General features: G+C 41.8%; 16 protein-coding genes and 1 pseudogene. 9 read left to right on the forward strand and 8 right to left on the reverse strand.

Annotated features, from left to right (window positions below):
* Positions 1-252: 252 nt before the first annotated feature.
* The 5 genes from HWQ23_RS20030 to HWQ23_RS20050 all read left to right on the forward strand — a co-directional run bounded on the left by HWQ23_RS20030 (position 253) and on the right by HWQ23_RS20050 (position 4,666).
* Positions 253-618, forward strand: a complete 366-nt coding sequence (locus tag HWQ23_RS20030) for a ferredoxin thioredoxin reductase catalytic beta subunit (protein WP_292831760.1) — start codon at positions 253-255, stop codon at positions 616-618.
* A complete protein-coding gene (locus HWQ23_RS20035; protein WP_292831713.1) occupies positions 615-1,007 on the forward strand; it encodes a DUF309 domain-containing protein in 393 nt (130 codons plus the stop codon). The genes HWQ23_RS20030 and HWQ23_RS20035 overlap by 4 nt, the downstream gene beginning before the upstream one ends.
* A gap of 955 nt (positions 1,008-1,962) precedes the next feature.
* Positions 1,963-2,460, forward strand: a complete 498-nt coding sequence (locus HWQ23_RS20040; RefSeq protein ID WP_292831716.1) for an LptA/OstA family protein — start codon at positions 1,963-1,965, stop codon at positions 2,458-2,460.
* A 30-nt stretch (positions 2,461-2,490) separates the two neighbouring features.
* Positions 2,491-3,219: an LPS export ABC transporter ATP-binding protein gene (gene lptB / locus HWQ23_RS20045; protein ID WP_292831719.1), complete on the forward strand. Its 729-nt coding sequence runs from the start codon at positions 2,491-2,493 to the stop codon at positions 3,217-3,219.
* A 331-nt stretch (positions 3,220-3,550) separates the two neighbouring features.
* On the forward strand, positions 3,551-4,666 hold the full coding sequence (locus tag HWQ23_RS20050) for an LptF/LptG family permease (protein WP_375466704.1): 1,116 nt from the start codon (positions 3,551-3,553) through the stop codon (positions 4,664-4,666).
* 210 nt (positions 4,667-4,876) lie between these two features.
* Here the strand turns inward: HWQ23_RS20050 and HWQ23_RS20055 are convergent, their stop codons facing one another.
* Positions 4,877-5,497, reverse strand: a complete 621-nt coding sequence (locus tag HWQ23_RS20055; protein WP_292831725.1) for a CP12 domain-containing protein — start codon at positions 5,495-5,497, stop codon at positions 4,877-4,879.
* Positions 5,498-5,922: 425 nt separating this feature from the next.
* Between HWQ23_RS20055 and HWQ23_RS20060 the strand changes: the two genes are divergently transcribed.
* A complete protein-coding gene (locus HWQ23_RS20060; RefSeq protein WP_292831728.1) occupies positions 5,923-7,287 on the forward strand; it encodes a hypothetical protein in 1,365 nt (454 codons plus the stop codon).
* Positions 7,288-7,434: 147 nt separating this feature from the next.
* On the opposite strand, the gene HWQ23_RS20065 is transcribed toward HWQ23_RS20060, so the two are convergent.
* The 3 genes from HWQ23_RS20065 to HWQ23_RS20075 form a co-directional block, all read right to left on the reverse strand.
* The gene (locus tag HWQ23_RS20065) at positions 7,435-8,115 is read right to left on the reverse strand and encodes an S-layer homology domain-containing protein (RefSeq protein ID WP_292831764.1); all 681 of its coding nucleotides are present in this window, start codon (positions 8,113-8,115) and stop codon (positions 7,435-7,437) included.
* A 291-nt stretch (positions 8,116-8,406) separates the two neighbouring features.
* A complete protein-coding gene (locus HWQ23_RS20070; protein ID WP_292831731.1) occupies positions 8,407-9,873 on the reverse strand; it encodes an N-6 DNA methylase in 1,467 nt (488 codons plus the stop codon).
* Positions 9,870-10,451, reverse strand: coding sequence for a restriction endonuclease subunit S (locus tag HWQ23_RS20075; RefSeq protein WP_099104278.1), 582 nt, complete (start codon positions 10,449-10,451; stop codon positions 9,870-9,872). Before HWQ23_RS20075 ends, HWQ23_RS20070 begins: the two co-directional genes overlap by 4 nt.
* 259 nt (positions 10,452-10,710) lie before the next feature.
* Between HWQ23_RS20075 and HWQ23_RS20080 the strand changes: the two genes are divergently transcribed.
* Together HWQ23_RS20080 and rpiA are read left to right on the forward strand one after the other, a co-directional pair.
* Positions 10,711-11,097, forward strand: coding sequence for a hypothetical protein (locus HWQ23_RS20080; protein ID WP_292831739.1), 387 nt, complete (start codon positions 10,711-10,713; stop codon positions 11,095-11,097).
* Between the two features lie 300 nt (positions 11,098-11,397).
* Positions 11,398-12,108, forward strand: coding sequence for a ribose-5-phosphate isomerase RpiA (gene rpiA, locus HWQ23_RS20085; RefSeq protein WP_292831742.1), 711 nt, complete (start codon positions 11,398-11,400; stop codon positions 12,106-12,108).
* 769 nt (positions 12,109-12,877) lie between these two features.
* Here rpiA and HWQ23_RS20090 read toward each other — a convergent pair.
* The 4 genes from HWQ23_RS20090 to HWQ23_RS33700 form a co-directional block, all read right to left on the reverse strand.
* Entirely contained in the window at positions 12,878-14,023 is a 1,146-nt protein-coding gene (locus HWQ23_RS20090; RefSeq protein WP_292831745.1) for a SpoIID/LytB domain-containing protein, read from the reverse strand.
* Between the two features lie 372 nt (positions 14,024-14,395).
* A complete protein-coding gene (locus HWQ23_RS20095; RefSeq protein ID WP_292831748.1) occupies positions 14,396-16,609 on the reverse strand; it encodes a GumC family protein in 2,214 nt (737 codons plus the stop codon).
* Between the two features lie 531 nt (positions 16,610-17,140).
* Entirely contained in the window at positions 17,141-18,100 is a 960-nt protein-coding gene (locus HWQ23_RS20100; RefSeq protein WP_292831751.1) for a ribonuclease Z, read from the reverse strand.
* A gap of 163 nt (positions 18,101-18,263) precedes the next feature.
* Entirely contained in the window at positions 18,264-18,431 is a 168-nt protein-coding gene (locus HWQ23_RS33700) for a hypothetical protein (protein ID WP_442938116.1), read from the reverse strand.
* 164 nt (positions 18,432-18,595) lie between these two features.
* Here HWQ23_RS33700 and HWQ23_RS33705 point away from each other — a divergent pair.
* Positions 18,596-18,903: pseudogene (locus tag HWQ23_RS33705) on the forward strand (transposase); the annotation flags it as partial.
* Between the last annotated feature and the right edge of the window lie 227 nt (positions 18,904-19,130).

Here is a 19,130-nt window from a genome sequence, read left to right on the forward strand (position 1 = left end):
CGTCGTTTGTTGATGAGAATAAATCAACCTCTTGACTTTTAAATTCTGCCTGAAGATGCAACTTGAATTTTGATTAGCTTATAAGTTAGGCTTGTAAGATTTCTGAGATTTTGTCTGATCCCAGCACCCCGGACATATCAGCCTTCGTAGCAAAGTAAAACAATTTGAGCAAGTAAAGTTGGGGAAATACACCCAGTAATCCCTTAGTGAGGCTGAGGTACAATGCAAAGAAATATTTAAATTATGAGCGACATGATCACATCAGAACATAACACAAAATCCAGCGATAAAAGCCTAGAGGCAATGCGGCATTTTTCCGAACAATACGCCAAGCGTACTGGAACCTACTTCTGTTCTGAACCTTCTGTCACCGCAGTTGTGATTGAAGGACTAGCCAAACATAAAGACGAACTAGGTGCGCCTTTATGTCCCTGTCGCCACTACGAAGATAAAGAAGCTGAGGTTCACGCCACATATTGGAACTGTCCCTGTGTGCCAATGAGAGAACGCAAAGAGTGCCATTGCATGTTGTTCCTCACCTCTGACAACGAGTTTGCTGGAGAAAAGCAAGAAATCTCTCTCGAAACAATTAAAGAAGTACGAGAGAGCATGGGATGAGCGAAATCATGCCCCAAGAGTTTTGGCAAGGCGTAGAACAGTTCAATTCTGGTCAGTTCTATGCCTGTCATGACACTTTAGAGGCTCTGTGGATTGAAGCTGGCGAACCAGAAAAAACCTTTTATCAAGGCATTCTCCAGATTGCTGTGGCACTGTATCATTTGGAGAATCTTAACTGGCGAGGTGCAGTAATTCTACTGGGAGAAGGCAGCAATCGCTTGCAGCGTTACCCATCTAGTTACGGCGGGATTGACGTAGATGAGCTATTGAGTCAGAGCGCAGTGTTGTTGGCGACATTACAAAAAATAGGGCCAGACAAGATTGCCGATAGTGATTTAGGTGAAAATCAAGTCTTATCTTTGCCTAGAATTGTGCTAACGACTGATTAGACATAGGAGCGAAATTAATTTCCGTTGCCCGAAATCCTTGGTAGGCACAATTCATGTAGACGCATTCGCAAAGCGTCTCGTAGAGAAGCCGCTTAAGGCAGGGTATTGTGCCTACGTCATTTTCACTGCGATGTCTATTAGTAAAGCTTACTCAGATGATTTCGATTAGTGTTTGGGGGATGTTTGAAAAGTATGTATTATTGTTAACACCAAAATATCCTAAACCTCACGCCCTATAAGGGGCAGGGCTGATTCATTCCCCAAAGAGCTTTAAAAATCAAGGGTTATAGCGATTAAAAATTAGTTATTTTGTTACCGACGTGCCGATGAAACCAACTATTTTACTGATATTTCAGTGCTTAAATGTTCATCTCTTCGTCACGCTTACTTACAATTTTCTTGCTAACCATCTTGACAAATCCTGTTTGAAATGGAATGAATCAGCCCTGCTATAAGGGGGGTTTCAAAGCCTCTCGACCTTTCTCTTAGAGGAATGGAATCGGGGTTTTTTACTATACTTTATAGACTTTTAAAACAACCTTTTGGAGGAAAACTTCACCTCTGCACTCTGCTCCATGGCTGTTTTCCCCTACCTTGCTTAGTGAAAAGTTGAAGTTTGAAAAAGTAGCTGCAATATTCGGCAGAATACCTAATTTTTTAACTTACCGCATTTTGAGCTTGGATGTTTGGGTATAGATATTGGCATTCCGAGTTCAGAGCATGGAGTTTCGAGTTCTGAAACTCAAGTTCCGAGTTCTGAAGCTGAAGTTCCGAGTTCCAATATATATAAGCTGTAGTGCATTTCATACCAATTACCTGAAACCTTGAGGTTGGGGGTAACGTCACTATTTGAGGCAGTAGTTATCGTAAATCACTCCAGATTGTATATTTCATATCTGGATAAAGTACTTGAGATAATTAGAATACAAGCTCAAATCCTGAATCCCAAATTGCTATGATGCCCTGCTATCAATTGCCAATATCACAGATGCGTCGCTTTGGATTAGCTTTAATGCTGCCAGTTGCACTCTTGGGCACTTTTGTCTTCCCTAACCAAGTGCAAACCGCTACTGGACAAACATCTGGAGGAAATCGCCCCCTGACTATCCGCGCTGATGTGCAAGAATATGACGCTAAAAATCAAGTAATCACCGCTCGCGGTAATGTGCAAATGTCGTATCCTGCTCGCCAGATTCAGGCAACATCTGCCCAAGCACAGTACTTTAGTAAAGAACGCCGAATTGATTTCAGTGGTAACGTCTATATTTTGCAACAGGGGGGTAACAGTATCCGGGCGGAGAAAGTAACCTATTTAATTGACGAAGGACGATTTGTTGCCTTACCCCAATCCAACCGTCAGGTAGAGTCCATCTACATGGTGCAGGAATCAGATAATGATGGACAAACTGCGACACCTGCCCCAAAGACACCAGGATTCAAGCGTTCTAATTAGCATTTACCACCAAGAAAGAGTGCCTCCAGCGTGAAAATTGTTTTAGAGAATATTCACAAATCTTACGGCAAGCGAGTAATTGTCAATCGTGTCAATCTTTCTGTTGCTCAGGGCGAAGTCGTTGGTTTACTAGGCCCCAATGGGGCTGGTAAAACGACGACCTTTTACATTGCCACAGGTTTAGAAAAACCCAATCAAGGAAAAGTCTGGCTAGGTAATCTGGACGTTACGGCAATGCCAATGCACGAAAGGGCGCGACTGGGTATTGGCTATCTAGCACAAGAACCAAGTGTTTTCCGCCAACTCTCGGTAGAGGATAATATTCTGCTGGTGCTAGAGCAAACTAATGTGCCACGATGGGAGTGGTCAAGACGACTCAAAACTTTACTGCGGGAGTTTCGCTTGGAAAAATTAGCCAATAGCAAAGGAATTCAACTTTCTGGTGGTGAGCGACGGCGGACGGAATTAGCAAGGTCTTTAGCTGCTGGACAAGAAGGGCCAAAATTTTTACTTTTGGATGAACCATTTGCCGGAGTTGATCCGATCGCAGTCTCAGAAATTCAGCAAATTGTGGCACAACTGCGCGATCGCGGCATGGGAATCTTAATTACAGATCATAATGTCCGCGAAACCCTAGCGATCACCGATCGCGCCTACATCATGCGCGAGGGACAAATTCTCGCTTTTGGCGCTGCTGACGAACTCTACAGCAACCCCCTCGTGCGGCAATATTATTTAGGGGATAATTTCCAAGTCTAAATTAACAATTATTTAGTTAATATTTTCAAAGGATATTTTTATTGTTTCTTCTTAAGCAGAAATTTCTTAATTATAGGACTTACGCAAAAATCGCCAACTGCGCTTAATTTATCGAACCGCCAAGACGCCAATAACCCCAAGAATCATAGAGTGTGCGTAAGTCCTAAATTAATTTTATTCTGCTTTCTCAGATATTGAGAATTGAATTTTGATATAAAACATAAACTTTGCTTTACCAGGGTTTGCCAATTTTTAACTTTTCAAGTCGCTTATGATATCAAAGAAGCTCACGTCTTTCTACAGCCTCCATTCGCTGCTGCCTCTGACGATCATGGATCGCTATCTTGCCAGCGAATTGTTAGCGCCGTTTTTTTTTGGTGTCGGAGCTTTTTCATCACTTGGCGTTACCATTGATGCTGTATTTGATCTCATCAGAAAAATCGTAGAATCTGGGCTACCCATAGACATTGCTATTCAAGTTTTTTTGTTAAAATTTCCCAACTTTATCGTTTTAGCCTTCCCCATGTCTACGCTGCTGGCTACTTTGATGACCTACAGTCGTCTTTCTAGCGACAGCGAACTAATTGCCCTGCGTAGTTGTGGAGTCAGCGTCTATCGCATGGTGCTAACTGCTGTGATGTTGAGTCTTGTGGTTACAGGAATGACATTTGTATTTAACGAACAAATTGCACCAGCAGCAAATTATCAAGCGGCGATGACTCTGGATAAAGCTCTCAAATCAGACAAGCCAACTTTTAAACAGCAAAATATTTTCTATCCTGAATACCAGGATGCTGTCCAGCCGGATGGCTCTAAGAATAGGATATTGACACGCTTGTTTTACGCCGACCAATTTGATGGTAAGCGGATGAAAGGTTTGACGATTATAGACCGTTCAACAAAAAATCTGAATCAAATTGTGGTATCAGAATCTGCCCAGTGGAATCCTTCTCAAAATGTCTGGGATTTTTACAACGGTACGATCTATTTTGTCGCTGCCGATCGCTCTTATCGCAACATTGTCAAATTTGAACACCAACAACTGCAACTACCGCGCACGCCCTTAAGTCTGGCAGAAAAAAGCCGCGATTATGGTGAGATGAATATTGCCGAAGCACTAGATCAACTACAAGTAGAACTTCTCGGTGGCGATCGCCAAAAAATTCGTAAACTCGAAGTGCGGATTCAACAAAAAATCTCCTTACCTTTTGTCTGCGTAGTTTTTGGCTTGGTAGGTGCAGCGATGGGAAGTATACCGCAGCGAACTGGAAGAGGCACCAGCTTTGGGATTAGTGTCATAGTTATATTTTCGTATTACTTAATTTTCTTTATTAGTGGTGCGATCGGGCAAGCAGGTGTCCTCTCTCCCTTTATGGGGGCTTGGTTGCCCAACTTTCTTTTTTTGGGAATAGGTCTATTTTTATTGATCCGAGTTGCCAAACGGTAAATTGAGGAAGTGCTACAAATAAAAACCTCACCCTATCCTGACTTTAATCCCTCTCCTTACCAAGGAGAGGGACAGGTTTTGCGTAGCATAACCAGGGTGAGGTTTTCTTAAGCTATTCAATAAACCGTAAATTGCGTCCAGAGAAACTTGTGTGTACACCGTAGCCTTCTAAAAGAGAGGTCAAATTCCAGCCATCGAACTCACATTCAATTACGGATGATAATTTCGACATTCCGGTGCATCTGGGTTTTCCTTACAATATTCTTCAAAAGAGACCTTGGCTGATACCATACCCTCAGCTTTCTGATGAGCTGCTTCTGCCTGGAGTTCTTCTACCTCATCCCAGGCAAGTGCACAGGGTTTAGAATAAGCACCTTGGGATGTGCAAATAGCACGAGCCTGCTCAATTGCTTTTTGAATTCTCTCCTCCAGCAGCAGCGCTTGTGGCGCTTCCACAAAGTCGCTTTTGGTCAAAATGTCGGTAATCGAGATGATGCCCAACAGCTTGCCTTGAATCACAGGTGCCCTGTGGATACCAGTGTTAGCAAATAACCGCGCTACATATTCCACACCCAAATCAGGATTTACCACAATGCAAGGTTTACTCATAATTTCGTAAACCCGCACTTGCTTCGGGTCTTTACCGTAGGCTGCTATTTTATAGACAATATCCGTTTCTGTGACAATACCATAAGCATCATTGTCATAGCGACGATCCACAACCAGCGATCGCAATCCTTTTTCTTTCATCAGCCCCACTGCTTCAGCAACAGTCGCCGAACCGCGAATGGTAACTACATCTTTGGTCATGATATCTTCAGCTTTCATCATTGCTGTAGTCTCCTGGTTAATAGTCCGGTGCAGCACAGCGCCCTCAGAGGCATATCAAAGCATTGCAGCGCACAGTTTGCTAACTAGAAAGTAAAAAGTTGAACTTTTGTCCAGCCACAACAATAAATTAGACCAGTTGTCAACTCCTGATGTTATCCAGTGTTACCGATACCCAAAAACTAACCATAAATTGCCATAAGTTTCTAGAAAATCTTGCCAAAGGACTCCAGCCGCTAAAAAGTAAATTTTTGACTACTACATGTCTATGGGTAATGACTAATAACTTATGGAGAAGTTAGGATGAAATCACCATTAAAAGTTAAGTTGAGATATTTCCTGTTGAGGAAAGCAAAAGCTTTAAACAGCAACCTCTTCAGCTTCCATGAAGTTTTCCCGATTTCGAGTAAATTTCAATTACCTATCCCATGCCACATCGTTATTATCCTCCCGCCTACTTACGCTATCTCAGAGCCAGGTTATGGAATCTTGGGCGACCTCGTTTTTGGGGAACTGCAATTTTTTTATCTGTAGTAGGGCTAGTAGCCTGGGAATATCGGTCAAACCCAGATATTTTCGTTTATAAGCAAAAAAACGAAGTCGTTTCACAAAAGCCTACTGATTCCTCACTGTCAGAAGAAAACAGAGCTATTGCAGCGGATATTGATAACTTGCCAGTTTTATTTAATGACTTTCAGCAAGGAACTCTCTCAGTAACAGCAAATACCCCTAAGGAAAACACTAACGGAAAAAAGAGCAAAGACTTATTAGGGGATGTAATTAACACACAAAAGTCTGCTAGTGATACCAAATTAAATCCTGGTTTAGGCGTTAACGGCGGCACCTCGCCAGCCGTGGAAAATCCCTTTGTTGTACAAACAGAAAATCTATTGCGTACTGGGACGGTTGATACTAATAACCAGTTTCTAGGTCTCAAGACCTCAAAGGCGGCGTCTGAACCAACAGGGGGGGAACAAACATCCTCTAGCCTGGATAGTCTGGGTATTGGATTGACTAATCAAACCAACAAGAATCAAAATTCTTTATCTATCACCCCTCTGCAAGCGGCGCTCAACCAATCGACAAACCAGAAATTGTCTAACTTGAATGGTAGCGCAATTCAGACAAATGCCTTGGGCCGCGTCTCTGATCCAGGAGTAACGCTAATGCCACCCATCAACAGCTTACCCAGTCAGAATTCTCTACCAAGTACTGGGTTAACTGCTGGGACAGGCTACACGTCAACGGGTACGAACTTACCACAAAATCCCTACAGTAATTTAAATAAGGGTCAGGTATTACCTAGTAATGGGCTAACTACTGGTACAGGTTATACTTCAACGGGTACGAACTTACCGCAAAATCCCTACAATAATTTAAATAGTGGTCAGGTAGTGCCTAATGTATCACCAGTGACACCCCCAGTCACCCCTCTGGCACCAACTAATATTGCACCTTACTCTAGCCAGAGTCCAAGTCAAGGCGTTGTCACCCCTACAAACCCTGTAGGATATGGGAATTATGGTATGCAGCAGCCGACGCAACTACCACAGTCATATGGGAATTATGGTATGCAGCAGCCGACGCAACTACCACAGTCATATGGGAATTATGGTATGCAGCAGCCGACGCAACTACCACAGTCATATGGGAATTATGGTATGCAGCAGCCGACGCAACTACCACAGTCATATGGGAATTATGGTATGCAGCAGCCGCCACAACTACCACAGTCTAATTACCAATATCTTCGCCAGCTTCAACAGAAGTATACAGGTAATGGACAAAGGTAATTTTAACAAGGTAATGGGGTTTAATTCCCCAGCAAGACAGGCAGCAAGTATGTAAGTCTTGTTCTAAATCCCCTATGCATTACTTAATTACGAATTACGAATTACGAATTACGAATTATTTAAGCACGTTGGCTGGATAAATTCTAGCTAAGGTGATTGTGGGCTATTTGGAATAATCGGAACTTCTGGTGTTTCGGGTTGTTGCTGTTGTCGTTGTAAATATTTACTCAATACATAAGCCATATCCCCACGGGTAATGGGTTTTAATGGGGAAATATTGCCTTGAGCATCTGTATTGAGAAATCCCTCAGTAGCTACTGTAGCGATCGCTTTTCTAGCCCAAGCTGGGATAGACTTTTCATCTGGATGTGAAGCAAGAATCTCATTAACAGCGTCATCGGAAAACTGAAATACACCATAAGCCTGGGCGAAAATAGCCAGAGCTTCTGCCCTTGTCACCTTTTGATTAGGGAAGAATTCATTGCCCCGATAGCCTTTCATGATGTCAGTTTTTAAGACTGTCTGTATATCATTAAATGCCCAATAAGAACGAGGAACATCTGGAATAGTTAAATTTTCTTTGTTAACAGCTTGTCGTTTATCTAGCCGAAATGTTTTTACCATAATCGACGCTAATTCTGCCCTACTCAGTAACCTTTCTGGATAAAATTTGCCATCGGAAAAGTTTGTCATCCATTTGACAGCAGTTACCTGTTGAATGGAATCAGATGTTATTCCAGAAGTAGGTTCTGGCACTTGAGCCTGAGCAATTGCTGGGGAGTTTTGTAGTAGTGCTACTAAAGATAGAGTAATTGAAAGCTGACGCATCATAATAACCACTTTTAGCTGCTAAATGAATTTAAAAAACTATGTTACTGAGGTTAACGCAAAATTTGGTGTTCCTAATAACCTGTAACTCAGTTAGTGACGAACTTTGGCTGGGCAATGTTGCATATCTGCTTGTTGTGGGTTATGTGTTTAGACTGCGAGTACCAAGTGAAACGTGAGGCTGACTTGAAAAAGTTTTGAGTAGGGTGTGCAGCCTAGCCCTTTTAAGGTGGGTGCAAGTATGGTGAAACCCTTATTTTTCAAGCTAATTTATTTTGCGATCGCTTGTAGTTAGTCACTTAATTTTATTCCTAATTCACGCAAGTATTTATTAATACACTTCTCAGCTTCAGCACGTTGAGCCTCTAATTCGCGCAGCTTGATAATCTCCGCCTCAATATCAATTTTGTCATTTTCATCCTTGGGGGTTAGGACATAGCGGTTGATATTGAGAATATATTCATTAGCAGCTAGTTCTTCCAGAGCTACGACTTTAGCATATCCCTCTTCATCTTGAAAGGCTTGGTAAGCTGTGATTATGTGAGTGATATCTTCTTCACGCAAGTAATTTTGATTACGGCTCTTTTGATATTCATTACTAGCATTAATGAACAAAACTTTATTTCTACGGTTTTCTTGCTTATCTCGATTAAAAATTAAAATCGCTGTAGCAATACCAATGCCGTAAAGTATGTTTGGTGCAAGACCAATTACTGCTTCAATAAAGTTAGATTCAATAATCCTTCTGCGAATAACACCCTCAGAGGCTCCACGAAATAAGACTCCAAGTGGCACTAATACCCCAGCTTTGCCAGTATTTTGGAGTGTTGCTAGTATGTGTTGAATAAAAGCAAAGTCACCGCTTCCTTTAGGAGGTATTCCATAGCGAAAGCGGTCATAAACATCAAATTTAGCTAGCTCATCACCCCAATTACGGATGCTAAAGGGAGGATTAGAAATTACCCTGTTAAAAAGCATTAAGTTACCGTTTTCTATCAGTTGTGGTTCACGGATAGTATTTCCCAAGTGAATATCAAAATCAAAAATGTCGTGCAAAAGTAAATTAATTTTGGCAAGGCTAAAAGTATTCTGGTTTATATCTTGTCCATAAAGTAGTAAATCATTTTGCTTACTTCCCAAATGTTTTATTTGCTTGATAGATTCAGTTAACATACCTCCCAATCCACAAAAAGGATCACAAATACTCATTCCTGGTTGTAGTTCAAGCAGATGCACTAATAGTTGTGCTACCTTCTGCGGAGTATGGAATGCTCCATATTCTTTTCCCAGATTATCTGCAAACTTTTCTAGGAGGGAGTCACAAACCTTTCCCAGTAAGTCTGTTTCAACAAAGTAGCTATTCTGGAGTTTGATATACGATAAATAAAAAATGAACTCACTTAGGACTTTATCCTGCTCTCTCAAACTAACTCGACTGCTTATATTTTCAAAGTCATAACTAATAAAAATCCCTTGTAGTTCTTTTAGCTTTGTGTTGTAGGTCTCAATAGCTCTACCAGCTTCATTAAGTACCTTGCCAATATTTCCAGTTATTTGCTGCAAATAATTCCACTGCGAAATTACAGGAATAAAAAAGCGTGGTTTGGCTTTATAAGATTCTTCCTCAAATAAATCAGATAAACGCTTGATAAGCAAAATTCTGAAAAAACAGTTAATACAATCACTCGGACTAAAAACATTCTGTAGGATAACAGCCCCAGACCAAAGTCTGTCTTCTAAATTTTCTAAAGTAATCATTGCTGTCCTTCCAAAGTTTGAAAAAGAGTAAATTCTGATAAATTATTTCGTGTGTCTAAAATTTCCAAGGTAATGCGGTTAGCTCGTTCAGTAGCTAAAAAGAGTTTAGCTAATTTATTTTGAGTCTCCAAATTAGGTAATGGAATCTTGAGACTACGTAATTGAGAAATTGGAATCAACTGAATGGTAGAAGATTGCAAGTATAAAGTGACTAGTTGCTGTTCTAGCCATTTTGAACGCATCAAAACTGCCAAATATACAGGATCAATTTGTACTATGGGGCGGATAACAGCCACGTTATTACTCGCCAAGCTACCTTCTAATTTATCTGTAACTACTGACGCCTTCAGGAGTGTACCTCGGTTGGAAATTACCACATCACCAGTTTTTATTCGATACCGCTCATGATCAGATAAGCGTAACTGAACCACACTTGGGTTACGTTCAATGTATAGGTACTCAAGATCAGACAAGCTAACAACGCGCTCTAGTATACCGTTATCGTCTGTGTAACGGCTAAGTGTAATTCCTTGGAATATTTCCCCTATTTTCTGAAGAGGGAGAACTAAATGAGACATAAATTTTCTAGGCTACTGCTAAACCATTTTTTGAATTAATCTTATTATTGCACAAAGTAGTTCGATTACTGTGTTGACACTTTAGCACAGAGCTTGCTAGTATATCCCCAAGCAGATTGTAAAACCATGAAAAAACGCAACCGGAGTAGCAGTCCAGCAGCGTTGTCTTATTTCAAAAGTTTGTAATTTGGTTGTCCATCCATTAACGGTCAGGCGCAGTGCTTGTTGACCGTCAATTTAATATGAGGAAAAAACTTTTATGATCTCTCCACCAAATAATCCTAACTCAGATGACTTTCAGTCAGACCCTTTGACATTTTTATCTATGGTGATTAACCGAGAAGACGGGCGCGAGTTTCTCAATAAATCCGTCGAATTTCTCGCGCGGATTAGCTATATCCAGCAAGACCAGGCCGAGATTCTACGCCAAAAAAAGGCTGAGGCTGAGGTACACCAAAAGATTGAAACTGAGGCTAAGGCTTGTAAAATCCTCATGGCAATAACCATAGAACACGCCAAGAGTCAGGGACTTGACCCTTATAAAGACTTGGACAAACTCCAAAGCAAAAGCTATAACCAGCTTTGTGCTTACGTTAAGCAGCGTTTTCCAGAACTGAATAATCGTATCCCTCTATCTCCCGCTTAACGTTTCATAATTTTTACTATGGAACACCAAGATGTCTCACAAATGACACCTTGGTGTTCCATTTTCACCAGCAAAAATTATTCACAAGCTTTTGAATGTAAAACCTCTAGTCTTATTAAAGATAGAAATTTCAATGCATCTTTAAACTTGAAAAAGTATCTTTCTTTCGCTTGGCTCGACCGAAAACACCTGTCGATAAAGTGTCGCTGACGGTCTTTTCTGAAGCTAAAAATAAACAGTAAAAGGTGTGTAACTTAGGTTATGTTCATCTAAGATAAGTTTTATGGAGCAGTTTTGGGAATGACAGCAGCAGCAGATCCCGTAAAGTTGATGAAGCAAGAAGTTGGCAAAGCCGCCGCAGCCCTAGTCAAGTCGGGTTCCATTGTGGGGTTGGGTACGGGGTCAACTACAGCATATACGATTCAGTATTTAGGCGATCGCCTCAAGTCTGGTGAACTCAAAGATATTATTGGTATACCTACCTCGTTTCAGTCAGAAGTGCTGGCGAAGCAATACGGTATCCCTCTCGCCACCTTAGATGCTATTGACCACATCGATATTGCCATTGATGGGGCAGATGAAGTCGATCCGCAGAAGAATTTGATTAAAGGCGGTGGTGCAGCACATACCCGCGAAAAAGTCGTAGACTACCTGGCAGAACAGTTCATCGTCGTGGTAGATAGTGGAAAGTTAGTAGACCGATTAGGTTCTAGTTTCGCTGTACCCGTGGAAGTGATTCCAATGGCAATTACTCCTGTTACCAATGCCATCAAAAAACTCGGTGGCAAACCAGAACTCCGCATGGGTGTAAAAAAAGCTGGCCCAGTGATTACTGACCAAGGGAATTTTGTCTTAGATGTCAGATTTGACTCCATTGAAGATCCAGTCAGCTTAGAAAAGACATTGAATAACATTCCTGGCGTTCTGGAAAATGGTATCTTCGTTAACTGTGTCGATTTAGTTTTGATTGGTGAAGTCAAAGATGGTCAGCCATTAGTGCGGCAACTGTAAGAGTTCTAGATTTTGGATTTTAGATTTCAGAGACATCTAAAATCCAAAATTAAGCAATCGATCCAGTTCATCGAAACACCAATCTAACTATCAATATTCGGTTGACCAAATAATTATTAATTCATAATTCATAATTCATAATTAAATGGGTTCAAGCTCCCACTGATAGCGAACGCGCAGAGCGTCTGGTAGAGAAGCCTCTTCGAGTCCGCGTACTCCTGCGGAGGACAAGCTAGCAAGAGCGTCTGTCTGCGACACCCTGCGCGAACGTAGAGAGCGTCTTGCAATTATGAATTAGTAATTATTAATTATGAATTAGATTGACATCCTCCCACGTCTAAAGGCGATAGGATTCCAAGAATCACTATCAATTTTGGCTAGAGTAACCCAAAATTTATAGTCTTCATCGCCCGAATATGCGATCGCTGCTTTGCCCACATCTTGCCCAATAATTATTAAATCGCCCTTTTCGTCAACTCTGGGTTAATGAATCGTGAAGTTTCTCCCCATTCTTCAAAAAGCCTAATTTTAGCTGAGGTGGTTTGGCAGCCGTCTTTGGTGATAATTTTCTGTCTGCATTGAATCTACTGCCCATGTTATTTTCTTAGAGAAAGGTGGGCAGTGTTCACCAATACGCTTTGGATCAGATAATCTACATACCAATAACTTCTGTAGAGACCGTAATTTTACAGTCTCTACACGTATGAAATTTTTACCAACAATCTTAACCGATATAAATTTGGATTTTTGAATTAAGTACAGGAGTGGACTACTTCGGCTGAATTGGTGTTAGGGCTACACCTTGATAATAATGTCCCAAAATTTGCAGGTGGTTTACTCCTTGCCGAGCCAGATTATAAGCTCCCCACTGACTCATGCCTAAACCATGACCAAAGCCAAGCCCTTGCAGTACAAAACTACCATCGGCTCCCTTGGTGACGGTAAAGCGGGTACTTTTTAACTTCAGGGCTGTCCGCACTTCCTCGCCCTGTAGCACCTTCGTACCCTTGTTGCCGACAATTTTCAAGACTTTAACACTGCGGAAAGGCGAGTATGTCTCTGGAATCATATCCTTGACATTGCCCACCTCAGGAAATTTAGCGCTAATTTCAGTAGGTGAGAAGGTTTTCACCCAATTACACTCGCGGATATTTTGATCGTAGTCTTGAACAGCACGTAGGTAAGGTTCGTTGCTTCCCCAAACGTCTTCTACGTTTTCGGTGTGTCCTCCAGAACAAGCGTGGAAGACTGAGAGAATAATCCGGTTTTTGTAAGTTAGTACCTGCCCTAATGTGGAATCAACTGCGGCGTAAGTAGCAGGAGATTCACTAATCACACCTTTGTAAATTTGCCAACGATCCGGGGTATTGCCTAAATCGTAAACGGGATTATTCCGTTGTTTTTCACGTTCGTAGAGGGCATAAGTACGGGCTGCGATCGCTTGGGCTTTTAAAGCTTCTTGGGGCCAGCTAGCATCCATTTCGCCACCAAGAACGCTGTAGAGATATTCTTGGTCATCAACCCAGTTAACAGCGGTTAAGCCTTTTTCTGTGGGGACAACCAGAGTTCTACCCCGATACCAGCGTGAGCCTATATAAACGTATCCTTTACCAGTTGGCTCAATCCAAAATAAACCAGACTGCCACTTATCTAAAGCAACTCCGCCAGGAATGGCTTGGGCATAATATGCACTCATGGCTGGCAACTGTCCGAGAGTCCGGCCGGTACTATCCTTGACGATTCCAGTGGTGGAACTGCCCACTTTTACCTGATTAACCCCTCTCTCAATTGCCACACGCAGGATTACAGATGCTTGGGCTGGGGCAACCAAAGCTATCCACAAAAGGATACTTACCCACGAATGACGTACTTTAATCTGGGAAAATAAAGAGCCTAAGTAAAGTTGGAATTTCATGCTGATCATCTAATCACACTAGTATCTAATTGACGCTCTGGATTATGGCGTCTACTACTTTAAGATGAGACACTTCTCCAACGTAGGAGGTTGCCACCTCCTACTAATTATGCATTTGGCTTTAGCTATAAGGTAGAAATCAGTTAATCTTGACACTGCTCTTGGCAAAAGTGTCTATCTCTGGTATGTGCGATCGCAAATACCAGAAGTTCCCAGAGGTACTTCATCCTACAAATATCAGCGCGGTTGCATTTAAAAACCGTCCAAAAGGGACGCGGGCATACGGGGAAATTACTCTTTGCATCCCCCGAAATTCTGAGCGACAAAAGCCGGCGCCCAGACTTCTCTTCGCGTCTTTGCGTCTTCTTCGCTCTACGATGCCAATACCTTTTGAGAATTGCTCACTTCATTAGCGATAATTCCAATTAAATTCAACTTACTCAAAATTTCTGTAGCTTGAATCAGTTCAGTTCGGGTCACTTTCCCCATACGCTCCACCATCACAATACCATTGCAAAAAGATGCCACAATCCTGGCATCAACCGTGCCTAAAATAGGTGGAGCATCTATCAGTACTAGGTCATAACTTTGCTCAAACAACTCTATTAGTTCTTTCATCCGTTGAGAACTGAGCAACTTCACCGTATCTTCTGGTTCGGGCCCAGCAGTCAAAATATCAATAGAGGGGTGAATGGGCTGGATGTAATCTTGAAAATGAGTAGTTGTCTCATCAACTAATAACAGAGATAGTCCCCAGTCATTGGATAGTTCCAGGATTTTGTGCAGGCTAGGATTCTGCAAATTAGCATCAATAACTAATACCCGTCGATGCATCCGGGTAGCGCTAGCCACAAGCCCTAATACTAAGGTTGTCTTCCCTTCCCCTGGTAGTGCTGAAGTAAACATCAGCGACTTGAAGGGTAAGGGATATTTTAATATTTGAATATTTTGGTAGATCATGTCCAGGGTTTCATGGACGGGCAATCTAGTACTGGCTTCTATTACAGAGTCATCTGAGCTTCGCCGCCCATTCCAAGGCAAGCCCAGTCGCCGCTTTTTGACACCATACAACGGTAGTTTTGGTACTGACCCCAGTACACGTAGGTTCGTCAGTTTCTTTAAATCTCCCGCACAATAAATAGCGTCATTAAACTTTTCCAAAATCAGGGCTGCTAAGATACCTAAAATCGGCCCAATTACTGCTCCTCCAACCAAAAGTAATAATCTGTTGCTCCCCATATAAGTACCCAGAGCAGGTTCTGCCAAAACTTGCCAGTTATATCCTTCCTGAGCAATTTTCAGTCCCAAGGACTGTTGCGCTTGGAGTAGTTGTTCAAGGGTTTTGCGACTAGTTTCTACCTTTGGCAGCAGACGGTTATATTCTGCTATTAAGCTTGGGTATTTGTTTAGCTCAGAGCGGAGTCGCTGTTCGGACTCGGCTAGATTCTTTTCATTGGCAGTTAGTCCTAAAACAGTTGTCTGCACCAGAATTAACTCGTCTACTAGCTTTGGCTCAACCCCTACTATTTGCTCTTTTAAGAGCGGTTCTCCATTACTGTTAGTAGTAATAGCTTTCACCTCTTGTCGTAATAGCGACAATTGACTTTGGCGTTGCTGCTTTAGTTTTTGTACCGATGGGTAATCGTCTGTATACCGCAGCCGCTCCTTAGCCAACGCTAGTTCCGTCTTTTGAATTTCACTCAATAGTGTTTGGTAGCGACTTGACTGATTTAAACTAGAAGAAATTAGTGCATTCTGCTGGGACGAAGACGCTATTTGTTGCTCTAGGTTATCGTAGCGAGCGTTTACATCTTGAAGGTTGGCACGAGTGGTTTGTAGCTGTTTTTGAATATCGGCTAGAGATTCTAGCAGGATCTTACTTTGGACTTCGGGATCGAGTAATTTATGTTTCTTGCGAAACTGTTCCAAATTTTTATCAGCTTTACTCACCTCTTTTTTTATCTCAGGTAGGCGAGCGTTTACAAAAGCCAGTCCCTGATTCAGACGTTCTTTTTTTTGCTCTTTGTTATAGTTTTGATAGACTTCCTGTAGAGCTTGAAGTACTCTTTGTACTTTGACTGGATCGTCATCATTGAAAGAAACTTCAAATACTTGACTAAAAACTTTATTAGCTCCTATGCTCCCCTGTTCTGGAGTCACTTCCAGGGGTGCTTTTTTATTCTGTTCTGTTTGACCATTGATATCCTCTAAGGTAAAATCAGGATAATCAGAATGAAGTAAATATACGGCTTTCTGAAGCAGCTTAGAACTCAGCATGAGTTTCATCTGAGTAGTGGAATCAACAACTTGAGAATTGGAATCAGTAACCTGAGTATCTGCCCGTACTGGGATATTATTTGACTGTGCCCCTTGAGATAAATTGGAACTCACCAATATCTGCATATTGCTCTGGTAAGTAGGTTTGGCAATGACAGCCAAGAGGCTAGCAGCTGACATAACTACACAGGAAACACCCAAGATTAGAAAGCGTCGGCGAAGCAAAATAGTAGATAGTTGTCTGATGTCAACTGCGCCTTGTGCTGAAGTAGTAACCTGTTGCTCTTGATTCAGACTAGTTTTAGCCACTATCAAACTCCTCTAATATCGAAAGGCTATATTTCTTTGGAAGATTTATGATAAATGTAATGATTTTTTACACCTATAACCGCAATAGCATACTTAATTATTCTTCCAACGATGACAAGCTCACTTGGCACAATATTATGCCAACTGGCGCTTTCATGTTCATCAATTCATGCATATAAATTCTTAATCAGTGTTGCAAGAATAAATTTTCAATAAATATTTTATTTAAGGAAGAAAAATCTTGACGAAAAATTAATTATTTTTCCTAAGTCTTTAAGTAAAAAATTCTCTGATTCCCAACAAAAACATATGTTAAATTAATTAAATTAGGTTTTGTATAAATAAAACTTATAAATGGGTGTGCTAAACTCTAAGATAGAGCCTGGTTAATTTTAGATTTTAGATTAGAAGGGTTTCAATAGGAAATCTGTCTTGGAAAGTTCTGTTCGCCCTTGGCATTGGCAAAGCCATCGGATAGCGAGTCGGCGACCGTCGGAAACCTCCGCTCAGACTTTCTGCAAAATCCAAAATTTAAATGGCTACGTTAGTTAACTCTACTTCCCGTCGCCTGGGTACTTCATGAATCATGAAATCGTAAGCCATGTCAGTACGGGGAAAAATAGCACGGGCTTCCTGAAGCAGATCCTTCAATTCCAAGGTATTGCCGGGAGCATAGCGGGGACTGAAATGACTCATAATCAGTCTATGTGCCCCAGCAGCTAAAGCTGTTTGTGCTGCCATTGTGGTTGTGGAATGCAATCGCTGAAAAGCCATGTCTGCATCTTGATGGGCAAAGGTTGCTTCGTGAATTAATACATCTGCATCATGAGCTAATTCCACTGCACCACCACAATAGATTGTGTCTGTACAATAGGCAATCTTTCGACCAATTTCTGTAGGCCCGCATAATTGGATGCCATCAATCATCCGTCCGTCGGCAAGGGTAACAGTTTCACCGCGCTTGAGTTGACCGTAAATGCGACCAGGAGGAATTTGCAACGCCTTGGCTTTTTCCACATCAAAGCGTCCTGCTCGGTCTTTTTCGGCTACGCGGTAGCCGAAAGCTGTAATGCGGTGATGCAAATTACCGCAGCTAACAGTGAAGTGCTCGTCTTCATAAATTACCCCTGGACGGATGGCGTGAACTTTGATCGGGTAAGAAAAGTGCGTGTAGGAGTAACGTGAGGCGGCTTGAATGTAATCATTTAATCCAGGTGGCCCATAGATATCAATTCGTTCCACATTGCCAGCCAAGCCGCAAGTAGCAAGAAGTCCCATCAAGCCAAAGATGTGGTCGCCGTGCATATGGGTGATAAAAATTCGGGAGAGTTGACTGATTTTCAATTCACTCCGCATAATTTGATGCTGAGTACCTTCGCCACAATCAAATAACCACAGTTCTGCCCTTTGGGGTAATCTCAGGGCGACACTGGAAACATTGCGCGATCGTGTGGGTACACCGGAACTCGTCCCTAAGAATGTTATTTGCACAGCGTTCTTTAGTCTTCCTATTGCTCAATTTGCAGCTCTATTTTCTATAGTGACACGCTTAATGAGCAAAATACTTTTGAGAGGGAGTTGCCTTTTTGAACCCAACACCCAACACTGAGATTATAAAAGCCTAATATTTCCTGCTCATCAGTTGAAGTAGTAATTATGACAACAGGAATGCACTTAAGATTTCGTTCGACAATTTTTTTGCAGATATAGCAACCGCCAAGGCGGTTTGGGCATAAACTGGAAATAAATAGTTACTTTCCTTTTGCTGCGGAGGGCGATCGCTGTACATATGCCTAAACTCTACAGTTACGACCTTCGCCAAAGCTCATCCAAGCCATCGAACTCAATGGCTTAAAGAAAAGCCAAGCAAGTCTTCTGTTCAATATCAGTCGCAATACCATAGACTTATGGCTGAAGCGACGAGCCGAAACAGGCGACTTCCAAGCCTTGCCCAATAAGCCTGCCGATAGATAATGGTGATAAAATCTAATAGCTCCCTTCACCTGTGAAGGAGCGTGTAATCGAATGGTGTTTGAAACGAGGGAAAGAAACTTGTTTGCTTCCAGCACTCGAACCTGGACAATTTGTAGTAATGGATAATGCAACATTCCACAAAGGTGAGCGCATTCAACAACTCCCAAGAGGATGCAGGATGTGAAATTCTCTACCTACCGCCTTATTCTCCTGACCTTAACAAGATTGAGAAATCCTGGTCTTGGTTAAAAAGTCGAATTCCCAAAAAACTAGACCAGTTTCATTGTTTACGAGATGCCATTGAGCATATCTTATCTTAAATATTGCGTCCTAACCACCTTGGCGGTTGCTATAGCTAGACTGATACCAATTCTCTATGAAGTTGCACAAAAAAGATAACTAAATGGCAAAAATTGGCACAGTCAAAACTTGACGATTTTCAGCAATAACAAAAGCCTCCTAATGATAATTTAAGGAGGCTTGAGTTGAATAATAAAACCTGGCATCGAGCTATTTTTGCGTAGGGCTACCCCTAAACTATCGTGGC

This window comes from Nostoc sp. JL33, assembly GCF_017114985.1.
Taxonomy (GTDB): domain Bacteria; phylum Cyanobacteriota; class Cyanobacteriia; order Cyanobacteriales; family Nostocaceae; genus Nostoc.

What these genes read in the sequence shown, in the direction of transcription:
- HWQ23_RS20080 (WP_292831739.1), top strand. Translation starts at nt 10,711, where the DNA reads ATGATCTCTCCACCAAATAATCCTAACTCAGATGACTTTCAGTCAGAC.
- HWQ23_RS20035 (WP_292831713.1), top strand. Translation starts at nt 615, where the DNA reads ATGAGCGAAATCATGCCCCAAGAGTTTTGGCAAGGCGTAGAACAGTTC.
- HWQ23_RS20040 (WP_292831716.1), top strand. Translation starts at nt 1,963, where the DNA reads ATGATGCCCTGCTATCAATTGCCAATATCACAGATGCGTCGCTTTGGA.
- rpiA (WP_292831742.1), top strand. Translation starts at nt 11,398, where the DNA reads ATGACAGCAGCAGCAGATCCCGTAAAGTTGATGAAGCAAGAAGTTGGC.
- HWQ23_RS20050 (WP_375466704.1), top strand. Translation starts at nt 3,551, where the DNA reads ATGGATCGCTATCTTGCCAGCGAATTGTTAGCGCCGTTTTTTTTTGGT.
- HWQ23_RS20090 (WP_292831745.1), bottom strand. Translation starts at nt 14,023, where the DNA reads ATGAAATTCCAACTTTACTTAGGCTCTTTATTTTCCCAGATTAAAGTA.
- HWQ23_RS20030 (WP_292831760.1), top strand. Translation starts at nt 253, where the DNA reads ATGATCACATCAGAACATAACACAAAATCCAGCGATAAAAGCCTAGAG.
- HWQ23_RS20075 (WP_099104278.1), bottom strand. Translation starts at nt 10,451, where the DNA reads ATGTCTCATTTAGTTCTCCCTCTTCAGAAAATAGGGGAAATATTCCAA.
- HWQ23_RS20060 (WP_292831728.1), top strand. Translation starts at nt 5,923, where the DNA reads ATGCCACATCGTTATTATCCTCCCGCCTACTTACGCTATCTCAGAGCC.
- HWQ23_RS20055 (WP_292831725.1), bottom strand. Translation starts at nt 5,497, where the DNA reads ATGATGAAAGCTGAAGATATCATGACCAAAGATGTAGTTACCATTCGC.
- HWQ23_RS20070 (WP_292831731.1), bottom strand. Translation starts at nt 9,873, where the DNA reads ATGATTACTTTAGAAAATTTAGAAGACAGACTTTGGTCTGGGGCTGTT.
- HWQ23_RS20065 (WP_292831764.1), bottom strand. Translation starts at nt 8,115, where the DNA reads ATGCGTCAGCTTTCAATTACTCTATCTTTAGTAGCACTACTACAAAAC.